The 17,056-nt window shown below is 66.0% G+C and carries 13 protein-coding genes and 1 other RNA gene; 4 read left to right on the top strand and 10 right to left on the bottom strand.

Translation table 11 applies throughout. The features are described 5' to 3' along the window. Positions 1 to 27: 27 nt before the first annotated feature. From bcsA to XdyCFBP7245_RS11655, 9 genes are all read right to left on the bottom strand, one after another. Complete coding sequence (gene bcsA / locus XdyCFBP7245_RS11695; RefSeq protein ID WP_104615799.1) at positions 28 to 2,172, bottom strand: UDP-forming cellulose synthase catalytic subunit; 2,145 nt, start codon at positions 2,170 to 2,172, stop codon at positions 28 to 30. 85 nt (positions 2,173 to 2,257) lie between these two features. Beyond that, positions 2,258 to 2,770: a hypothetical protein gene (locus XdyCFBP7245_RS11690; protein ID WP_104615798.1), complete on the bottom strand. Its 513-nt coding sequence runs from the start codon at positions 2,768 to 2,770 to the stop codon at positions 2,258 to 2,260. A gap of 28 nt (positions 2,771 to 2,798) precedes the next feature. Then, positions 2,799 to 3,254 (bottom strand): cellulose biosynthesis protein BcsD, encoded by a 456-nt coding sequence (bcsD, locus tag XdyCFBP7245_RS11685; RefSeq protein WP_104615797.1) that lies wholly within the window; start codon positions 3,252 to 3,254, stop codon positions 2,799 to 2,801. Between the two features lie 190 nt (positions 3,255 to 3,444). Beyond that, complete coding sequence (pncB, locus tag XdyCFBP7245_RS11680) at positions 3,445 to 4,626, bottom strand: nicotinate phosphoribosyltransferase (protein ID WP_104615796.1); 1,182 nt, start codon at positions 4,624 to 4,626, stop codon at positions 3,445 to 3,447. Between the two features lie 261 nt (positions 4,627 to 4,887). Continuing rightward, positions 4,888 to 5,856 (bottom strand): glycoside hydrolase family 113, encoded by a 969-nt coding sequence (locus tag XdyCFBP7245_RS11675; protein ID WP_170068621.1) that lies wholly within the window; start codon positions 5,854 to 5,856, stop codon positions 4,888 to 4,890. Continuing rightward, complete coding sequence (locus XdyCFBP7245_RS11670; RefSeq protein WP_211287686.1) at positions 5,838 to 7,133, bottom strand: hypothetical protein; 1,296 nt, start codon at positions 7,131 to 7,133, stop codon at positions 5,838 to 5,840. Before XdyCFBP7245_RS11670 ends, XdyCFBP7245_RS11675 begins: the two co-directional genes overlap by 19 nt. A 46-nt stretch (positions 7,134 to 7,179) precedes the next feature. Continuing rightward, positions 7,180 to 9,090, bottom strand: a complete 1,911-nt coding sequence (locus tag XdyCFBP7245_RS11665; protein WP_104615793.1) for a glycosyltransferase family 2 protein — start codon at positions 9,088 to 9,090, stop codon at positions 7,180 to 7,182. Between the two features lie 13 nt (positions 9,091 to 9,103). Then, positions 9,104 to 10,138 (bottom strand): hypothetical protein, encoded by a 1,035-nt coding sequence (locus tag XdyCFBP7245_RS11660; RefSeq protein ID WP_170068620.1) that lies wholly within the window; start codon positions 10,136 to 10,138, stop codon positions 9,104 to 9,106. A gap of 130 nt (positions 10,139 to 10,268) precedes the next feature. Further along, positions 10,269 to 11,108 carry a glycosyltransferase family 2 protein gene (locus tag XdyCFBP7245_RS11655; protein ID WP_104615792.1) on the bottom strand — a complete coding sequence of 280 codons (840 nt, stop codon included), beginning with the start codon at positions 11,106 to 11,108 and terminating at the stop codon, positions 10,269 to 10,271. A gap of 354 nt (positions 11,109 to 11,462) precedes the next feature. On the opposite strand from XdyCFBP7245_RS11655, the gene XdyCFBP7245_RS11650 reads away from it, so the two are divergent. From XdyCFBP7245_RS11650 to XdyCFBP7245_RS11635, 4 genes are all read left to right on the top strand, one after another. Further along, positions 11,463 to 12,620, top strand: coding sequence for a phosphotransferase enzyme family protein (locus tag XdyCFBP7245_RS11650; RefSeq protein WP_104615858.1), 1,158 nt, complete (start codon positions 11,463 to 11,465; stop codon positions 12,618 to 12,620). Positions 12,621 to 12,665: 45 nt separating this feature from the next. Then, positions 12,666 to 14,837 carry a TonB-dependent receptor gene (locus XdyCFBP7245_RS11645; protein WP_104615791.1) on the top strand — a complete coding sequence of 724 codons (2,172 nt, stop codon included), beginning with the start codon at positions 12,666 to 12,668 and terminating at the stop codon, positions 14,835 to 14,837. Positions 14,838 to 15,164: 327 nt separating this feature from the next. Next, positions 15,165 to 15,740 carry a nicotinamide riboside transporter PnuC gene (pnuC, locus tag XdyCFBP7245_RS11640; RefSeq protein ID WP_104615790.1) on the top strand — a complete coding sequence of 192 codons (576 nt, stop codon included), beginning with the start codon at positions 15,165 to 15,167 and terminating at the stop codon, positions 15,738 to 15,740. A 105-nt stretch (positions 15,741 to 15,845) separates the two neighbouring features. Continuing rightward, complete coding sequence (locus tag XdyCFBP7245_RS11635) at positions 15,846 to 16,574, top strand: UTRA domain-containing protein (protein ID WP_104615857.1); 729 nt, start codon at positions 15,846 to 15,848, stop codon at positions 16,572 to 16,574. A 388-nt stretch (positions 16,575 to 16,962) separates the two neighbouring features. Here the strand turns inward: XdyCFBP7245_RS11635 and XdyCFBP7245_RS11625 are convergent. Then, positions 16,963 to 17,054: non-coding RNA, sX9 sRNA (locus XdyCFBP7245_RS11625), on the bottom strand. Positions 17,055 to 17,056 lie beyond the last annotated feature (2 nt).

Below are 17,056 nucleotides of genomic sequence, written 5' to 3'. Positions count from 1 at the left end.
AGAAAAGGGAAACACCATGCATCACGCTCACGACTCCAGATCCACCGCGCGCGCCGGGCGGAAGCCCTGGCGCGTGCTATCCACCATATGCCGACCCAGGCGCCCGAATCCGCGCGCACTGGCGGCCAGCACCTGGCCCATCGAGCGCCAGAACGAATCGCGATCGTGCTGGCCCCATTGCGACAACCAGATATCGGCACGCGCAAAGGTGGACGCCACCAGCCAGCGTTCCTGTTCCATCGACATCTGCGTGAACTGGATGCTGACCTGACCATCGCGGTCCTGCCGCACCACGGCCGGCAAGGTCTGCTCCACACCGCGATGACTGAGCCCGATCTGCACCGCCGAGCCGGGTTCGATCGGCTGCGGTTGCGCGAGCTTGATCGCCATGCCGCCGGTGGAAAAATTCACCGAGCGGCAGGCCAGCGCGCCGCCGTCGGGCAGGTACAGAGTGACCGGGACATCCAGCGGCACCCGGTGTGCGCTGCGCACCTGGCGGGTTTCGCTGGCGGTGGCGATCGTGGCGCCCAGCAGCACCATGTTGTAAAGCGTCCAGGCCAGGTTGAACCAGATCGTCTGCTGCTCGCCGCTGCCGCCGACATAGACCAGCCGCAGCACGCCGGCCACCACGCCGGCCACGTTGAGTAGCAGCAGGAACAGGTACGGCTTGGCGATCTGCGCATCGAAGTAACTGCGCGCCACCAGCCCGCCCTTGGGCGTAACGTTGAACTTGCCGAGCTTGGGATTGAGCAAGGCCACCAGCGTCGGGCGGAAGATGTACCAGGCCAGCGTGGTCTCGTAGACCTCGTTCCACAGCAAATGCCGGAAGCGGCTCTGCACACGCAGATTGGTCAGATTGGCCTGCAGGATGTGCGGCAGCGCGTAGGCCAGGATCATCAATGCCGACGCCTGGATCACATGCGCGCCGAAGAACAGATACGCCAGCGGTGCGGTGAGATAGATGATGCGCGGCAAGCCGTAGAAGAAATGCAGCATCGCGTTGAGATAGCACAGCCGCTGCGACAGCTTGAGCCCGCGGCCGAGCAACGGATTGTCGATGCGCGCGATCTGCGCCATGCCGCGCGCCCAGCGGATGCGCTGCGCCACATGCCCGGACAGGCTCTCGGTGGCCAGACCCGCTGCCTGCGGCACTGCCAGATATGCGGTGCGATAGCCGCGACGCTGCAACTTGAGCGCGGTGTGCGCATCTTCGGTGACGGTTTCCACCGCCACCCCGCCAACCTCTTCCAGCGCGGCACGCTTGATCACCGCGCACGAACCGCAGAAGAACGTGGCATTCCATTGGTCGTTGCCATCCTGCAACAGGCCGTAGAACAGCTCGCCTTCGTTGGGCACCTTGCCATGCGTATCGAGGTTGCGCTCGAACGGGTCCGGCGAAAAGAAATAGTGCGGCATCTGCACCAGCGCCAGCTTGGTATCGCGCAAAAACCAGCCCATCGCCACCTGCAGGAACGAGCGGGTCGGGATGTGGTCGCAATCGAAGATGGCCACGTATTCGCCGCTGCATTTTTTCAAGGCGGCGTTGATGTTGCCGGCCTTGGCGTGCGCGTTGTTGGTGCGGGTGACGTAGTTGATGCCGACCTCTGCACAGAACTCGCGGAATTCGTCGCGGCGGCCGTCATCGAGCAGATGGATGGTGATTTTGCCGGCCGGCCAATCGATCACGCTGGCGGCCAGCACGGTGGTGCGCACCACCGACAACGGCTCGTTGTAGGTGGGAATGAACACGTCCACGCTCGGCCACAGGCTCTGATCGGCGGGCAACGGCACCGGCTTGCGATTGAGCGGCCACAGCACCTGAAAATAGCCCAGTACCAGGATCACGAACGCATACAGCTCCGCACCGAGTAGGCCCAGGCCGAGGATGAAATCCACCGCGCTGCCCACGCCCATGGTCTGGGTCATGCGCCACCAGATGTAGCGGCACGACACTGCCAGCGACATCCCCATCATCATCAGGATGACCACCCGCCCGCCACGGTTGCGCACCGCCAGCGCCACTGCGAACAGCACGCCGGAGAACACCAGCTGCTGGGTGACATCCATCGGCACTGCCACCACGAACACCAGCAGCAACGCGCCCAGCAACCACAGCGCCCAGGTTGCCAGCGTGGGCAACGGTGATGCGGAACGAAGGCGGGCAGTGGTCATCGGGCAATCCTGGGAACGTGGCAGACGTGCGGCAACGCAGCGGCAAACGCATGACGCGCTTGCCGGGCATCACGGAAGTGAGGTGTCAACGCGAGCGCAGGCGGTGCAGCGGGCTGTGCGCAGCGCTGCGCGCGTCGGCCTGCAGCAGGCGCTGGAACAGCTGTTCCAGCGGTGTCTGCGCCGGCCGCTCCAGCGACGTCAGCCCGCGCGTGCCAGGCTCATCGCGCTGGCGCAATTTGCGTAGCGGCGCCAGCGCATCGTCGGGCGATAGGTTCGCTGTCTGGTCGGTAGGCGCTGCTGCGTGCATGGCGGACGACGGCTGGGCAGCAGACGACGCGCCTGGTGTGGCCGCTGCAGCTGACGTTGCTATTGCTGAGGTTGCTGCCACTACCTGCACCGGCGCGACCACAGCCTCCAGCGCAACCGGCGCGGCTTGCAGCGTTGCCGGCGCCTCGGCGGGTGTCACGCCCGGTTGGCGCGGCGGCAGCTGGGTGTAGGCAAAATCGTGGTATCCCTCGCTCGCCTGCGTCCCCAGACGCGCGAACAGGCCCGAGACATCGTCGTGCCCCGGCGCGTTCTTGGTGTTCTTCGGTGCCATCACACTCCCCTTGCCCGATCGCACATGGTCATGCCGTCCGCGCCAAGACAAACAGGCGCAGATCGACGGTATCGGCCGGCGCGGTCTGCACCGCCAGGCCTGCCAGCATCCCCAATTGCTGGAACCACCCTTCGTAGACCCCTTGCAGGAACCCGTCGCTCCAGGCAGCCCCGTCCAGCGCCAGACTCAACGGCGCACCGCCGTGCCGGATCTGCACATGGTCGGCGTGTTCGTCCATCGTGCACTGGCCCCAGTCGCAGCTATCCCAGATCGCATTGGCGGCCTGTTGCACCTCGTCCAGCGCGGTGCAGGACGTCAGCCTGTGCTCGCGCGCGAAGCGGCGGCCGATCCGGGCCATCAAGGTGGCCAGGTCGTGCTCGGGCAGCTCGGCGCCGAACTCCTCGGCCATCGCCCGCACAAAACCCAGCCACTGCCGGGAGCAGCTCCGCGTGCGGTACAGCGACAAGGGGTCCAGTGCAGGCATTCAACAGGCTTCGCGAGAGAGGGACGTCACAGACGACGGTTGCACTAAAAGTGATGCAAGCGTGATGCCAATGTTAACGTTTGCCAACTAGCGATTGAGCGATGTCTCTCACTTTTCCGGGCATTCCCTGACAGCTGCCCGCACTTTTCGGCAGCTACTGCCGGCCTGCGTCAATCACTACCGCCACCGGTCACGCGCGGTCGGGCATCGGCGGCAGACCGAACACATCGCGCAGATAACGCAGGTAGCCGACGTCCTCGCACATGCTCTTGCCCGGCGAATCGCTGAGCTTGGCCACCGGCTGGCCGTTGCAGCGGACCATCTTGATGACGATCTGCAGCGGCGTCGGCCCCAGATCGTTGGTGAGGCTGGTGCCCACCCCGAAGGCCAGCCGGCAGCGGGTGTGGAAGTGCGCGTACAGGCGCATCACCTTGTCGATGTTGAGGCCGTCGCTGAAGACCAGCACCTTGGTCCTGGGATCGATGCGGTGGGCTTCCAGATGCGCGATCACCCGCTCGCCCCATTCGAACGGGTCGCCGGAGTCGTGCCGCATGCCGTCGAACAGCTTGCAGAAATACAGGTCGAAATCGCGCAGGAATGCGTCCAGTCCCACGATGTCCGATAGCGCAATGCCCAGATCGCCGCGGTATTCGCGCGCCCACGATTCCAGCGCGGCGACCTGGCTGTCGCGCAGCCGCGGCCCCAGCGCCTGGAACGCCTGCAGGTATTCGTGCGCCATGGTGCCCAGCGGGGTCAGCCCGTAGTGCTTGGCGAAATACACGTTGCTGGTGCCCACGAACTGCTCGCCCAGGCCATCGCGCAGCAGCGGCAGCAGCTCGCCATGCCAGTGCCGCGAATAGCGGCGACGGGTGCCGTAGTCGGCGATCTTGCAGCCGGCCGGCATGTCGCGCAGGCTGCTCACCTTGGCGTGCAGACGGCTGCGGCCCTCTTCGAAATCCGGCTCGGAAGTATTGCGGAACCACACCTCGTTGATGATCGCCAGCAGCGGCACTTCGAACAGGATGGTGTGTAGCCACGGGCCGCGGATGGTCAGCTCGATCTCGCCCGGTTGGGTGGTCGATGCCGACAGCTGGACGTACTTGCGGTCCAGATGGAACAGCCCCAGAAAGTCGGCGAAGTCCGGTTTGATGAAACGCAGGCTGCGCAGATAGTCCACCTCGTCCTCGCGCAGGCGCAGCCGGCACAGGGCATCGATCTCTCGCGAGATCTCGTCGATGAACTGCGCCAGATCCACGCCGGGCGTGCGGCACTTGAAGCGGTAATCGACCTGCGCGGCCGGATGCTGATGCAGCACCGCCTGCATCATGGTGAATTTGTACAGGTCGGTGTCGAGCAGCGAATGGATGATCATGCCGCCGGATTATGCCCGCAGCGGCAGTGGCCGCGCGTGCAAGTGGGCGTGACCCGGCCGCCGGCCGCGGCTCTGGCCCTGCGCTCAAGCGCGGGGGCCTTGTCGAATTTTTGCGGGCGTCTGCAGTGGCCGCAACGCCGCAGAGCGCAGATCCCCGACCACAGATGCAACACCTGAGCACACGCAACGAGTGGTGACCACCCACACAACGGCCGTGCTGCCATGGCGCCGAGCACGGCCGCACGGCCACGCGTCAGCGCATCAACGCGCCAGCACCTGCTGTGCCGGCTTGCCCTGCACGGTGAAGTCGCTATCGCCCGGGCCACCGGCGGCGGGGTCGGTGTACCAGCACCACAGCCCGATGCCGTCCACGCCGTGCGCCTGCAACACCTTTCGCCACTGCTGCAGCACCTGCAGCTGCAGGCGGGTATCCACCGCGGCGGTGCGTTGCTCCGGGCTTTCCCACGGTGCGGCCAGGCTGCCGCGTGCCGAGCGCAGGCCCAGCTCGGCCACCCACACCGGCTTGCCCACGCGCTGCCCCAGGTCCTGCAGACGTTGCGCGGCGGCATTCATCTCGGTCGCGCGCGCGCCGGCAGCGTCGGACAGACGCGGGTACAGGCTGGTGCCGACCGCATCGAACAGCGACCAGTAATGGAAGGTTTCTGCATGCTCCATCCCGTCGGCCACATACAACAGCTTGCCGCGATAGACCTTGCGCACCGCCGCGACCAACGCAGGCCATTGCGGCGCGTCCTGCAGCTTGCGCAGTTCGGTACCGACCACCAACGCTTCGGCGTGTTCGTCTTCCGCCAGCTGTGCCAACGGCAGCAGCGCTTTTTGATATGCGGCAAACCAGGCTGCCTGGTCGGCGGGCGCCACCTCGCCGGCCCAGTGGCCAGGCACCCACACATGCACCTTGAGCGTGGGCTGCAGGCCGGACCGATGGCTCTGACGCAGCGCAGCGCGCATGGCCTCCAGGCTGCTGTCGCTGCCCAGCACCGGGTCGTTCGATTGCGGGTTCGCCTGCCAGACGAAGGCCACCAGCAGCGCCTTGCGCGCACCGGTGCCGGCCAACGCATCCAGCGACTGCGCAGCAGCAGCGCTTTCCCATGGCGCATTGGCCGAGACCTTGACGTTGGCACCCATCCACATCGGCGCGGCCGCGTTGCATCCGTTGGCCAGCAGGCACACGGCAAGCAACGCTGCGAGGATTAGAACGCGTTTGCACATGCGCCAGACACCTCGGTGGTCGACGCTGCCGTGCCCTGCACGCAGGTGCCGGTACGCAGCGCTGCGTTAGCCACGTCCGGCTGCAGCGCGGTCGCGGTTGCAGGGCCGGTTGACGTGGCGGCGGCGCGCATCTGCGCGGGCACGTGCGTCTTGATCGCGGCATCCGCCTCAACCAACGGCGTCAGCGTATCCGCCGCCGCAGGGGTCGCCACACGCGCGACCGGCAGCGACACCGGTGCGGCCATGACCACCGCGTCGCCCTGCAGCAGCGACTGCGCATCGGCAGGCGCTGTACGCATCCAGCTACCCCAGCCCTGCGGTTGTACCCAGGCCGCGCCGATCAGGCCGAGCAGCAACAACCCGGCTGCCTGGCTGCGCTGGTCGGCCTGCAAGGCGCGCAGCAACAAGGCTGCCGGCACCCACAGCAGCAGCAAGGCATCGAAGCCCGCCCAGCCGAACGCAAACGACAGCGCGGCCGCGCAGATCACCGTGCCGACGCTGGCCACCACGCCACGCGCCAGCGCACCGTTGCGCGCACGCATCACCAACGCCAACACCGGGAAGCAGGCCAGCGCCGCCACGCTCCAACGCACCGCCGGCAACCAGCCTTCGGCCTGTGCGGCCAGCGGCAACGGCAGCGGACTGGCCCCTTGCGAGATGCTCGACAGGGTCGGCCACGGCGCATTGAACACGGTCAGATTGACGTAGGCCCACATGCCGACCAGAAACGCGAACGGCAGATAGCACACCAGGTAGAACGAGCCCGGCGCCTTGCGCAACATCTGCGGCGGCATCACCAGCAGCAGCCACGGCGCGACCATGGTCGACAACGCCAATGTCTGCAGATCCAGGCACAGCAAGATGCACAACCACCCGGCGATACGCAGATAGGTGAAGGCCTCCACCGGCGCCTGCAGGCGGCGCAGCGTGCGGCACAAGCCGTAGAACGCCAGCAGGCCCACCGCCTGGCTGCCGCCGACGGCGATCGGCAGCAGGAACAGCGGGTTGCAGCCCACCAGCAGGGTCAGCCCGCTGGCCCAGCCACGCCCGAACACGCCGGCCAGATCGCGCCATAGCAGCGACAGGAACAAGGCGTTGGCAGCCACCGCCAAAAACGGCCACACCTGAAACGGCAGATCCCAACGGTGCAACGCCAGATCGACGGCCCAGGCCAGCAGGCCGCTGGCCGGCACACCGACGCCGGGCGCGCTGGTCGGTGCAACACCGCCCATCGACTGCACCAACAACGGCTGGCTCAGCAGCGACAGCGCCACCACGGCCACCAGAAACGCCGGCAAGCCGCTGTCGCGACGCGCGACCGGCTCACTCTTCGAGTGCGGCGCGGCGTTCGTTTTCCGAATGCTTGCTGATGCCATGCGTGGTCTTCTCCCAATAGAACGGATTGTGGATCAGCTGCCAGAGACCCTTGTAGGCGGCGATCGATTGCAACGCCCAGTAAAACGGCACCGTCAGCGCGTACGGCGCCAACTTGAAGTAGTCGCGTTTGAACGCGGCCACCAGCGTGATGTAGATGAAGAACGCATTGGCCAGCAGCAGATTGACCAGCGAGACCGCGGCAAGCCACGGCGGGAAGAACCGTTCGAACATGGTGGTACCGGTGACCATCCACACCGCATACAGCGCCCACAAGACCGGCACGCCCAGCGCGGTGAAAAATCCGCCGCCGATAAAGAACTGAAAGCCCCAGAACCCCTTGAACCCGGTGCTGCGATACAGATGCACCGGGTCGCGCATATGCACCAGCCAGGTCTGCATGTAGCCCTTGAGCCAGCGCGAGCGCTGCCGGATCCAGTTGGGAATGCTGACGTTGGCTTCTTCGAACGTGGTGGAATTGACCACGTTGACGCGGTAGCCGTTCTGGATCAGCCGCACGCCCAGGTCGGCGTCTTCGGTGACGTTGTACGGGTCCCACGCGCGCACTTGGCGCAACACGTCCAGACGGAAGTGATTGGAGGTACCGCCCAGCGGAATCGGGATGCGCAGGTATTCCAGCGCCGGCAGGTAGAAGTCGAACCAGAGCGTGTACTCCAGCGTGAACATCCGCGTCAGCCAGTTTTCGTCGGCGTTGTAGTAGTTCAGCCGCGCCTGGATGCACACCACATCCTTTTCCGCCTTGCGGAAGGCGGCCACCACGCGCTTGAGCTGATCCGGCTCGGGCTTGTCTTCGGCGTCGTAGATGGTGAGCAGTTCGCCGCGCGCGAAATGCAGCGCGTAGTTGCAGGCCTTGGGCTTGGTCTTGGGCTGCGACGGCGGCACCCGAATGATTTCGAAGAACGCTTCCAGGCCGAGTTTCTTGGCCGCGTCGATGGTCTCGAAGTCGTCGGCTTCCAGCACCAGCTTCACGTCGAGCTTGCTGATCGGGTAATCCAGCTTGCGTAGCGCGTTGGCCAGGATCGGCAACACCTCCGGTTCCTTGTACATCGGCACCAGCACGGTGTAGACCGGCAAGTCGTCGTCGCGCAGCGCGGCTACTTCGTCTTCGGTCACCTTGATGTCGATGCGGTGGCGCGAACCGAACCACACCAGCAACAGCTTCAAACCGAACGTCGCCAAAAAGCCGAGCGCCACCAGCACGTTGACGGTGATCAGCGCAGGCACCGGGAACAGCACCATCGCGATCAGCAACACCGCCGCGATCGCCCACAAGGTGAACTTCTGCCCACGCGTGACCACCTGGCGCGCCGAGTAGGTCGGTGCGTGCGAGGCGAGCAGGTTCAGCGCGTTGTCGGTGAGCTGCTCGTCGGCGTAGCGCTGCAGGCTCCAGATCACATCGAACTTGGCGGTGCCGACAAAGCGCACGTCTTCGCCGTAGTGCGCGCGCGCCCAGGCGAACACCGCCGGGTCGGGATCGGCCACCGCCAGTACCAGCACACCGTCCTCGCGACGCCACGGCAGCAGCAGACGCTGCGCGTAGCTATCGAGATCGCCGGCGGTGAGCAGCTCGGCGTCCGGCGGCTGTTGCACCAGATCGATGAACTCCAGCCCGAAGTGCGCGGCAACGATGGCGTAGAAGCGCTGCGCCGGCACGCCGCGCTGGGCCAGGATCACATCGCCCAGACGCGAATTCCAGCGCTGCTGCAACGCCAGCGCCGAGCGCAGCTGTTCGTCGCTGATGACGCCTGCCGTCACCAGCGCGCGACCCAACAGACCGCGTTCGCGGCCGATGTCCGGCGCCCGTCCCAGCGCGTCCATTTCGTCGCAGGTGACCGTCATTGTCGTGGCGTCCTCAGAACCGCCACCAGGCGGCCACGAACGGCCCGCCTGCGGCACCGGTGTTGCGGCCCATCACCGGCTGCTGGTATCCCAGCTGCCACTGGCTGCCGCCCGGCGCGGTGTACAGCGTCGACAGCTGCAGCTTGGTGAGGTCGTAGTTGGTGCCGGTGGCGACGAAGCCAACGCCGCCAGCAGAGCCGGGGACATCAAAGTTGCTACGTCCGTTGCCCAGGCCCTGGATCACGTTGAGCTCGCCCAGCAGCAGCCAGCTCGGAGTCAGGCTCAGACCGGTGGACGCATCCACCCGCACTTCGTCGGAGGCAGCACTGCCGCGCAGGCGCACTGCGCCGCCCAGATCGACGTAGCCGTTGCGCCCGCCCAGCGTGTAACCGCGGCCGCGGCTGTAACGCAGCTCCAGGCCATAGTCGCCCAGGCCAAGCGCAGGATCGGAATTCGCCTCGGGATTATTCGGGTGATAGGTCTTGCTGCGGCCATACGCCGGGATGCTGACCAGCGCCTGCACCGAGCTGCGCCACACATCGTTCTGCGCGCTCGGCAGCGCATAGCGCAGGCCGATTTCCTGATCGGCAAAGCCGGTGGTCGTGGTCCGCTGCCGACCGTTGACGGCATCGTGGTTGCTGAAACCGATGTCGTTGAAATAGAAATTGCCGATGACGCTGAGCTTATCGGTCAGGCCATGCTCGACATAGACGTTGAGCTGGTCCTGGCGACTGCGACCGTTGCCATCGAATTGCTGGCCGTCGCCGAAGGTCGTGCGGTGGTGACTGTCGTCGAACCAGCCACGGCCATCGCTATGCAGCGCCTTGACGATCACTAACGTATCGCCCTGCGGCTGGGTCCAGGCACCGGCGATGGCGCTCCCCGGCAACGCGGCCAGCGCGCAACTCAAGGCGAGTGCATACACCGCGGCCACCGACAGGCGGCGGGTGTTAGGGGGCGGAGTAGACGATGTGGCAACCGGGCTGGACTGCACGCAGGTAAGGCACGACGGACGTACCCGCGAGCGCGGGTCGTTCTGTAAAGACATTTGTACGATTCCTGATGGGGGACCCGTTAGGGACAGGAAGCACAGACTAGGTCACACTTCGCGGCGAAACGTATCACAGTTTCGGCCGCTTCCCCATCACCGATTTATCACTAATTTAACGCCAGTCATTTCATTTCTGTCGTAACAATCGCGGCACCTGAGCGGCGGCGTGGGTCCAGATCGCCAGCCACACCCCGAGCTGGGTCAACGGCCCGCGCTGGCCGGCCTCGAACTTGCGAAAATACCGCCACAACCCGCGGTGCTTGTGCCATTCCACGAAGAACGGCCGCGAGCGGCTGGACACGCCGCGCACATGCACCACCTGCAGATCGTTGGCCACCGCGACCAGCGCACCGGCCTGGCGCGCGCGCCGGCACAGGTCCAGGTCCTCGGCGTGCAGACGGTAGCTGCCGTCCCAGCCGTCCAGGCGATCGAACAGGCTGCGCTGCATCAGCATCAAGGCACCGGAGATCGCATCCACCGGCTGCAGGGCAAGCGACGGATTGGCGGGCACCGCCAGCTGGGCAGCGGCCCGCGGGGCGCGCAGCATCGCGGCGAAGTCAGGGTCGCGGCGACGCACGGCTGCATCCGGCCGGCCGTGTTCGTCCACCTGCTCCACTCCCAGCAGCACCGCGGCATGCCCGGTGGCGCGCGCGCATAACTGCACCAGGGTGTCGGCTTCGACCATCAGATCCGGGTTGATGAAGACCAGCCAGGGCGCCTGCGAGTCGCGCGCACCCTGATTGCAGGCAGTGGCAAAGCCGGGGTTATCCGGGTTGGCGATGAAGTGCACGCGCGCATCGGCCAACGCATGCCGCTGCACCACGTCCAGAGTGTCGTCGCTGGACGCGTTGTCGACCACCCGGATCTCGCTGATGCCATCGGCCGCACGCAGCCGCGACAAGCAGGCATCAATGGTGCTGCTGCTCTGATAGGTGACGACGACGGCGGCGATCTGGACTGGAGTCATCTAGTCATTATCCGGTGCCGGGACCGCGCAGCGCCATCGCGGCGACGGGCCGGCATGGCGGCCGGCGGCGGCACGGGGCATACTGCGCGACCGACCGCCGCCACGCGGCGTGGTTCGGCGCCGCTTGCGGCACTCCCACATTTGATCTTGAGATGACGGCCAGCGAACTTTCGGTTTCGCGCTGCCCTTCCACTCCATGTCGCGCGACCGCCTGATGGCGCCAGCGCGACAACGACGGCCCGGCAGCGCCGTCCGTGTTGTTGCCGGTCTGCGTGCCGGCCCCGTTGGATCGGCTTCGCGCAATTGGTCTATACCACTCACCCTCTGCTCGGCATGTCTGCAGAGGGTGTGCGCATGAGCGCGACCCATCAGGTCCATGGCATGAGCCTGGAGCTGGCCCTGCCCGACTGGCCGGCTCTGACCGTGGATGAAATCCGCCAGGTGCTGCAGCGGTTCTCCGGGCTCGGGGCTGACGAAGGCGTGCGTTGGCACAGCGCGCGTCCGTTCTCCGCCGCTGCCTGCGTGCAGACCGCATCCGGCGCGGTCATCGTGAAGCGCCATCACTGCAGCGTGCGCAGTGTCGCTGCCTTGCGCGAAGAGCACAGCTTCATGGCCCATCTGCGCTGGGCTGGCGCGCCGGTGGTGGAGGTGCTGTACGCGGCTGACGGCCAGACTGCGCTCGCGCAGGGCCAATGGGTCTACGAAGTGCAACGCGTCGGTGCCGGGCGCGACCTGTATCGCGATGCCTTGTCGTGGACACCGTTTAGCCAGGTTGGGCACGCACAAGCTGCAGGGGCTGCGCTCGCACGGCTGCATCACGCCGCGCAGGGCTTCGATGCACCGCCGCGCTCCACCAACGTACTGGTCGCCAATCTGCGGCTGTTCGTGCAGCAAGACCCGCTGCAGGCGCTGCAGCGCGTGTTGCCCGCGCGGCCGCATCTGGCCGCAGCGTTGCAAGACTTCCCCTGGCAACACGATCTAATCACTCACCTGCTGCCCTGGCATGCGCGTGCCTGGCCGCTGCTGTCTGCGCCCGATGCGATGCCGCCGCTATGGACGCATGGCGACTGGCATGCGTCCAATCTGCTGTGGAATACCGACCACGGCGCCGCCGAGGTCAGCGCGATCTTCGACTTCGGATTGAGCGACCGCAGCAGTGCCTTGTTCGATCTGGCCACCGCCATCGAACGCAACCTGATCCCGTGGCTGCAGCTGGATACCGGCGCGCGTGCGCAGGCGGACCTGCAACAACTCGATGCCTTGCTGGATGGCTATGCGCTGCATCGCCCACTGAGCGCTGCACAGCTGCGCTGCCTGGCCGCCCTGTTGCCGATCGTGCATGCCGATTTCGCCTTGAGCGAGATCGAGTACTTCGCCGGCATCACGCGTTCGCCCGACAACGTGGACATCGCCTATCACCGCTATCTGCTGGGTCATGCGGACTGGTTTGCCAGCACCGATGGTCAAGCGCTGCTTGCGCATCTGAATGCGCGCGCAGCGCTACTGCGATGAGCGGCAACCCCGTTTCTTTCCTCTCTTTCTTTGCGAGTTCCGTGCATGTCCCGTCTGTCGCTAGCCGCACTTCCCCGTCGCCCGCTGACGCTCGCCCTGGCGCTAGGTCTGGCCACGCCTGCGTTGGCGCAACAGCAGCAACCCGGCGAGTCAGCGGTGCAACTGGATACGGTCAACGTGCTGGGCGAGCGCAGCGATAGCAGCACGGCGCTGACCGGCTTCGGCGCAACGCCCCTGCTCGATGCGCCGGCCTCCATCGCGGTGATCGAGCGCCAGCAATTGCTCGATCGCCAGGCGCGCGTGCTCAGCGAGGTGTTGCGCGCCGATGCCTCCGCCGGCGATGCGTATGCACCGATTGGCTATTACGAAAACTTCGTGGTGCGCGGCTATTCGCTCAACGCCGCCAACAGCTATCGCATCAACGGGCTGAGCGCGGTGGGCGAGCAGTCGATTGCGCTGGAAAACAAGCAGCAGGTGCAGATCCTAAAGGGCCTGGCCGGGCTGCAGTCGGGCGTCAACGAACCGGCCGGGTTGATCGACTACCGCACCAAACGCCCCGAGCATGTGCGCAGCGTGACCCTGGGTACCGACGAGCAGGGCTCGCGCTATGTCGCCGCCGACCTGGGCGACTGGTTCGGTGCCGAGCGCACGCTGGGCCTGCGCGTGAATGCCGCACGCGAAGACATCGACAGCTATGTCGATCACGCCGACGGCTACCGCAATTTTCTGTCGCTGGCCGGTGACTGGAAGATCAGTGCGCAATCGTTGTTGCAGCTGGATGTGGAATATCAGCATCGGCAACAACGCTCGGTGCCCGGCTACCAATTGCTCGGTGGCACGCATGTGCCGCGCGACATCGATGTGCACCGCCTGCTCGGTTATCAGCCGTGGGCGCGGCCGGTGGAAATGGACTCGCTCAACGCGCAGCTGCGCTATGCGTATCAGTTCAACGACGATTGGCGCGCCACTGCCGAGGCTTCGCGCAGCCGTTCGGTGATCAACGATTTCTCCGCATTCGCCTGGGGCTGCTACGGCGCGGCAAGCTGTGCCGACATCGCCACGCCCAACGTCTTCAGCGCGCAAGGCGAGTACGACGTCTACGACTACCGCAGCCCCGACGACACCCGCGTGCACGATCAACTGCGCGCCACCCTCGAAGGCCACGTGGTCACCGGCGCGCTGGAGCATCACCTGAGCATCGGCGGCGACTGGCTACGCCGCACCATCGACCGCTTTGGCTCGGTCAACGAGTTCGTCGGCAGCGGCAGCATCGATCGCGACCCGGAGGTTTTCGCACAGACCGATGTGGCGCTGGACCCCAAGCAACGCCGCCTGGATAGCCGTCAACGTGCGTTGGTGCTGGCCGACCGCATCGGCCTGGGCGCGCAGTGGGAACTGGCGTTCGGCGCACGCGCTGTCCGCTTGGACGAGCGCGCCTTCGACCGCGATGGGCTGCTGGAACGACGCACCCGCAAGGATGCGGTGTTGCCGCAGGCCGCGCTGTTGTTCAAGCCGCAGCAAAACGTGTCGCTGTATGCCAGCTACGCCAAGAGTCTTGCCGCCGGTGGCACTGCACCGTGGTTTGCCGACAACGCCGATGAAGTCCTGCCGCCGACCAAGGCCTACCAGCTGGAAACCGGCGCCAAGCTCGAACTGGATGGCCTGCGCCTGGGCGCGGCGCTGTTCGACATCCGCCAGGCCTATCAATTCACCCAACAGCAGGCCGATGGAGGTTTGCTGTTCGTGCAACAAGGCCGGCTGCACAACCGCGGGCTGGAACTCTCCGCCGACGGCGCAGCTACCGAGCAACTGCGCCTGTTCGTCAGCGTCGCCGCCATCCGCGCACGCGCCGAAGAGACCGACATTGCCGACTACGAAGGCCATCAGGCGATCAATGTGCCCAAGCTGCGTGCCAGCGTGCAGGCCGACTACAGCGTGCCTGGCGTCGATGGCCTGGCGGTGTTGGCAGGCGTGCAATACAGCGGGCGCAAGTTCGCCGACCGGCTCGGCAATGCCAGCGTGCCGGCGTACACCGTGGCCAACCTGGGTGCGCGTTACGCCACTGCACTGGGCGGCCTGGCGACCACCTGGCGTTTGAACGTGGACAACGTGTTCGACAAACGCTACTGGCGCGATTCCGGCGAATACCAGGGCGATGCGTATCTGTTTCCGGGTGCGCCGCGCACGGCGCGTCTGAGCGTGCAGGTGGATTTTTGAGGTTTGCCGCCCCCATCCGCCCTTCGGGCACCTTCCCCCGCAGGCGGGGGGAAGGATGTCGGAGCGTCCGCAGGCGGGGAAAGGACATCGAAGCGTCCGCGAGCGGGGGAAGGACGTCGAAGCGAAAGCACCTGTGCGTTTGCGTGTTTCAGGCACTGACTGAAGGCCGCAGGCACCAGCTGAAGGCAGGGGCTCAGCGGTGCAGGCGCTGACGCGCTTGCAGTGCACGTCGGTACGGGGCACCGCGCAGCATCCACTTCCGACTGCACCACTGTTTTGCACCGGTTGCGCCCCTCCGACCGCTCTCCACTTTCCATCAGGCCTTGCATGTCCTTGCTCGAATCCATCGCCGTTGTGATCAACCTGCTGGGCGTGTGGCTGACCGCACAGCGCATCCGCTGGTGCTGGCCGGTCGGCATCGTGGCCGTCGCGCTGTATGCGTGGCTGTTCTATCAGTGGAAGCTGTACTCGGACATGCTGCTGCAAGGCGTGTATGTGCTGACCCAACTCTACGGGTGGTGGCAGTGGCAACGCGGCAACACCGTGGACACGCGTATCCGCCCCGTACCGATGCCGCAGCCGGAGCTATGGATGTCCCTAGGCATAGGCGCGGCGTTCGCAGCTGCGCTGGGTGCGTACATGCATCACCGCACCGATGCCGCACTGCCCTGGCTGGATGCAGCGCTGGCCAGCTTCAGCCTGGTCGCCAGCGTGTGGGCCGCGCGCAAGCGCATCGCCAACTGGGTGTTGTGGATCGTGCTCGACTGCATTTACGTCGGCGTGTTCGTCAGCAAGGAGTTGTATCCCACTGCCCTGCTTTACGCCGGCTTCGTGGCATTGGCGGTCTACGGCTGGCGCAGCTGGAAACCCCAACAGAACCGGAACCTGACCACGGCACGCTAAGCACAGCGCAGTTTGTGTGCGCGTTCTTCTTTACCATCGCGGCATGCACGATCTTCCTCTCATTGTCTCGCCCATGGCCCGCATCTTCGAGTGGCGGTGCGCCGCATGACCGCGTCGCGCCAACACGTCATCACCGAAATCATCGCCGCGCAGATCGCCACGGGCGAATGGGGACCGGACCAGCGCCTGCCGGTAGAGCGCGCGCTTGCCGAGCGCTTCGGCTGCACCCGCATCACCCTGCGCGAAGCCTTGCAGCACCTTGAAGCCGAAGGCCGCATCTACCGCGAGAACCGCCGCGGCTGGTTCGTCAGCGCGCCTCGCGTGCGCTACGACCCCACCAGCATCGCCGGCTTCATGCAGTACGTGGCCGCGCAAGGACGCAAGCCACGCACCGAGCTATTGAGCGCCACCCGCCAGCCCGCAGGTGCTGCGGTTGCGGCCGCGTTGCGTCTGGATACCCCGTACGAAGACGTCTTTGTGCTGCAACGCCGGCGCTGGATCGACCGCCGCGCCGTGCTGCTGGAAACCAACGTGGTGCTGGCGGCGTGGGCACCGGGCCTGCTCGAACACGACCTGGCCGGCTCGCTGTCGAGCGTGTTCAACCAAAAGTTGGGTCTATTCCTGAGCCGCGCGCAGGTGTCGATGCATCCGGCCGGGCTGGATGCGACGCAGGCCATGCTGCTGCAGTCCACCACCGGCACGCCGTGCTTCCGCCTGCAGCGGATCAGCTTTGCCGAAGATGGCCGCGCGGTCGAGCTGGATATCGAATCCTGGCGTCACGACGCACTGGACGTGGTGGTGCGCACCGAGGCGCCGACGCGGTCGGCTTCTTGAGAGGCGCTAACAAAACTACGTCACGCCGGTCTACTGCAGGCCGGCTGATCTGCTGCCTGGCTGCAGGGCCCTTGCCCGCCCACCCTCGCGGGACACGCCGCAAGTACGTGCGTGTAGGCGCTTACGCGGCATCCATGCCGCGTAAGGTCCCGCGACGGTGGGCGGGCAAGGGCCAGTCGAGATGGTCGGTATGCGTAGCTTTTAATAAAGCAGTCGGCAAACTGTCTGGTGCGGTGTCCTCGCCGCTTGCGGGACCGTGTGACGGCATGGATGCCGCCACCGAGCCCCCAGGGACGGGTTCACGGCGTGTCCCGCGAGCGGTGAGGGCACCGCGCACTCGACCCACTCAGCGTTTGATCTGGACTTCCGACGGCATCCACCAGGATGCGGCCGACAACACCCCTGCACTCAGCGCACGGCGAGCAGTCGTCAGGTTGCAGGGGACAGCGCTCAAGGACCCGCACTGTACGCGTGCTACATGC

It is taken from the genome of Xanthomonas dyei (assembly GCF_002939865.1).
Lineage (GTDB): Bacteria > Pseudomonadota > Gammaproteobacteria > Xanthomonadales > Xanthomonadaceae > Xanthomonas > Xanthomonas dyei.
The sequence above is the reverse complement of the archived record's forward strand: the minus strand, read 5'-3'. Positions and strand labels throughout refer to the sequence as shown.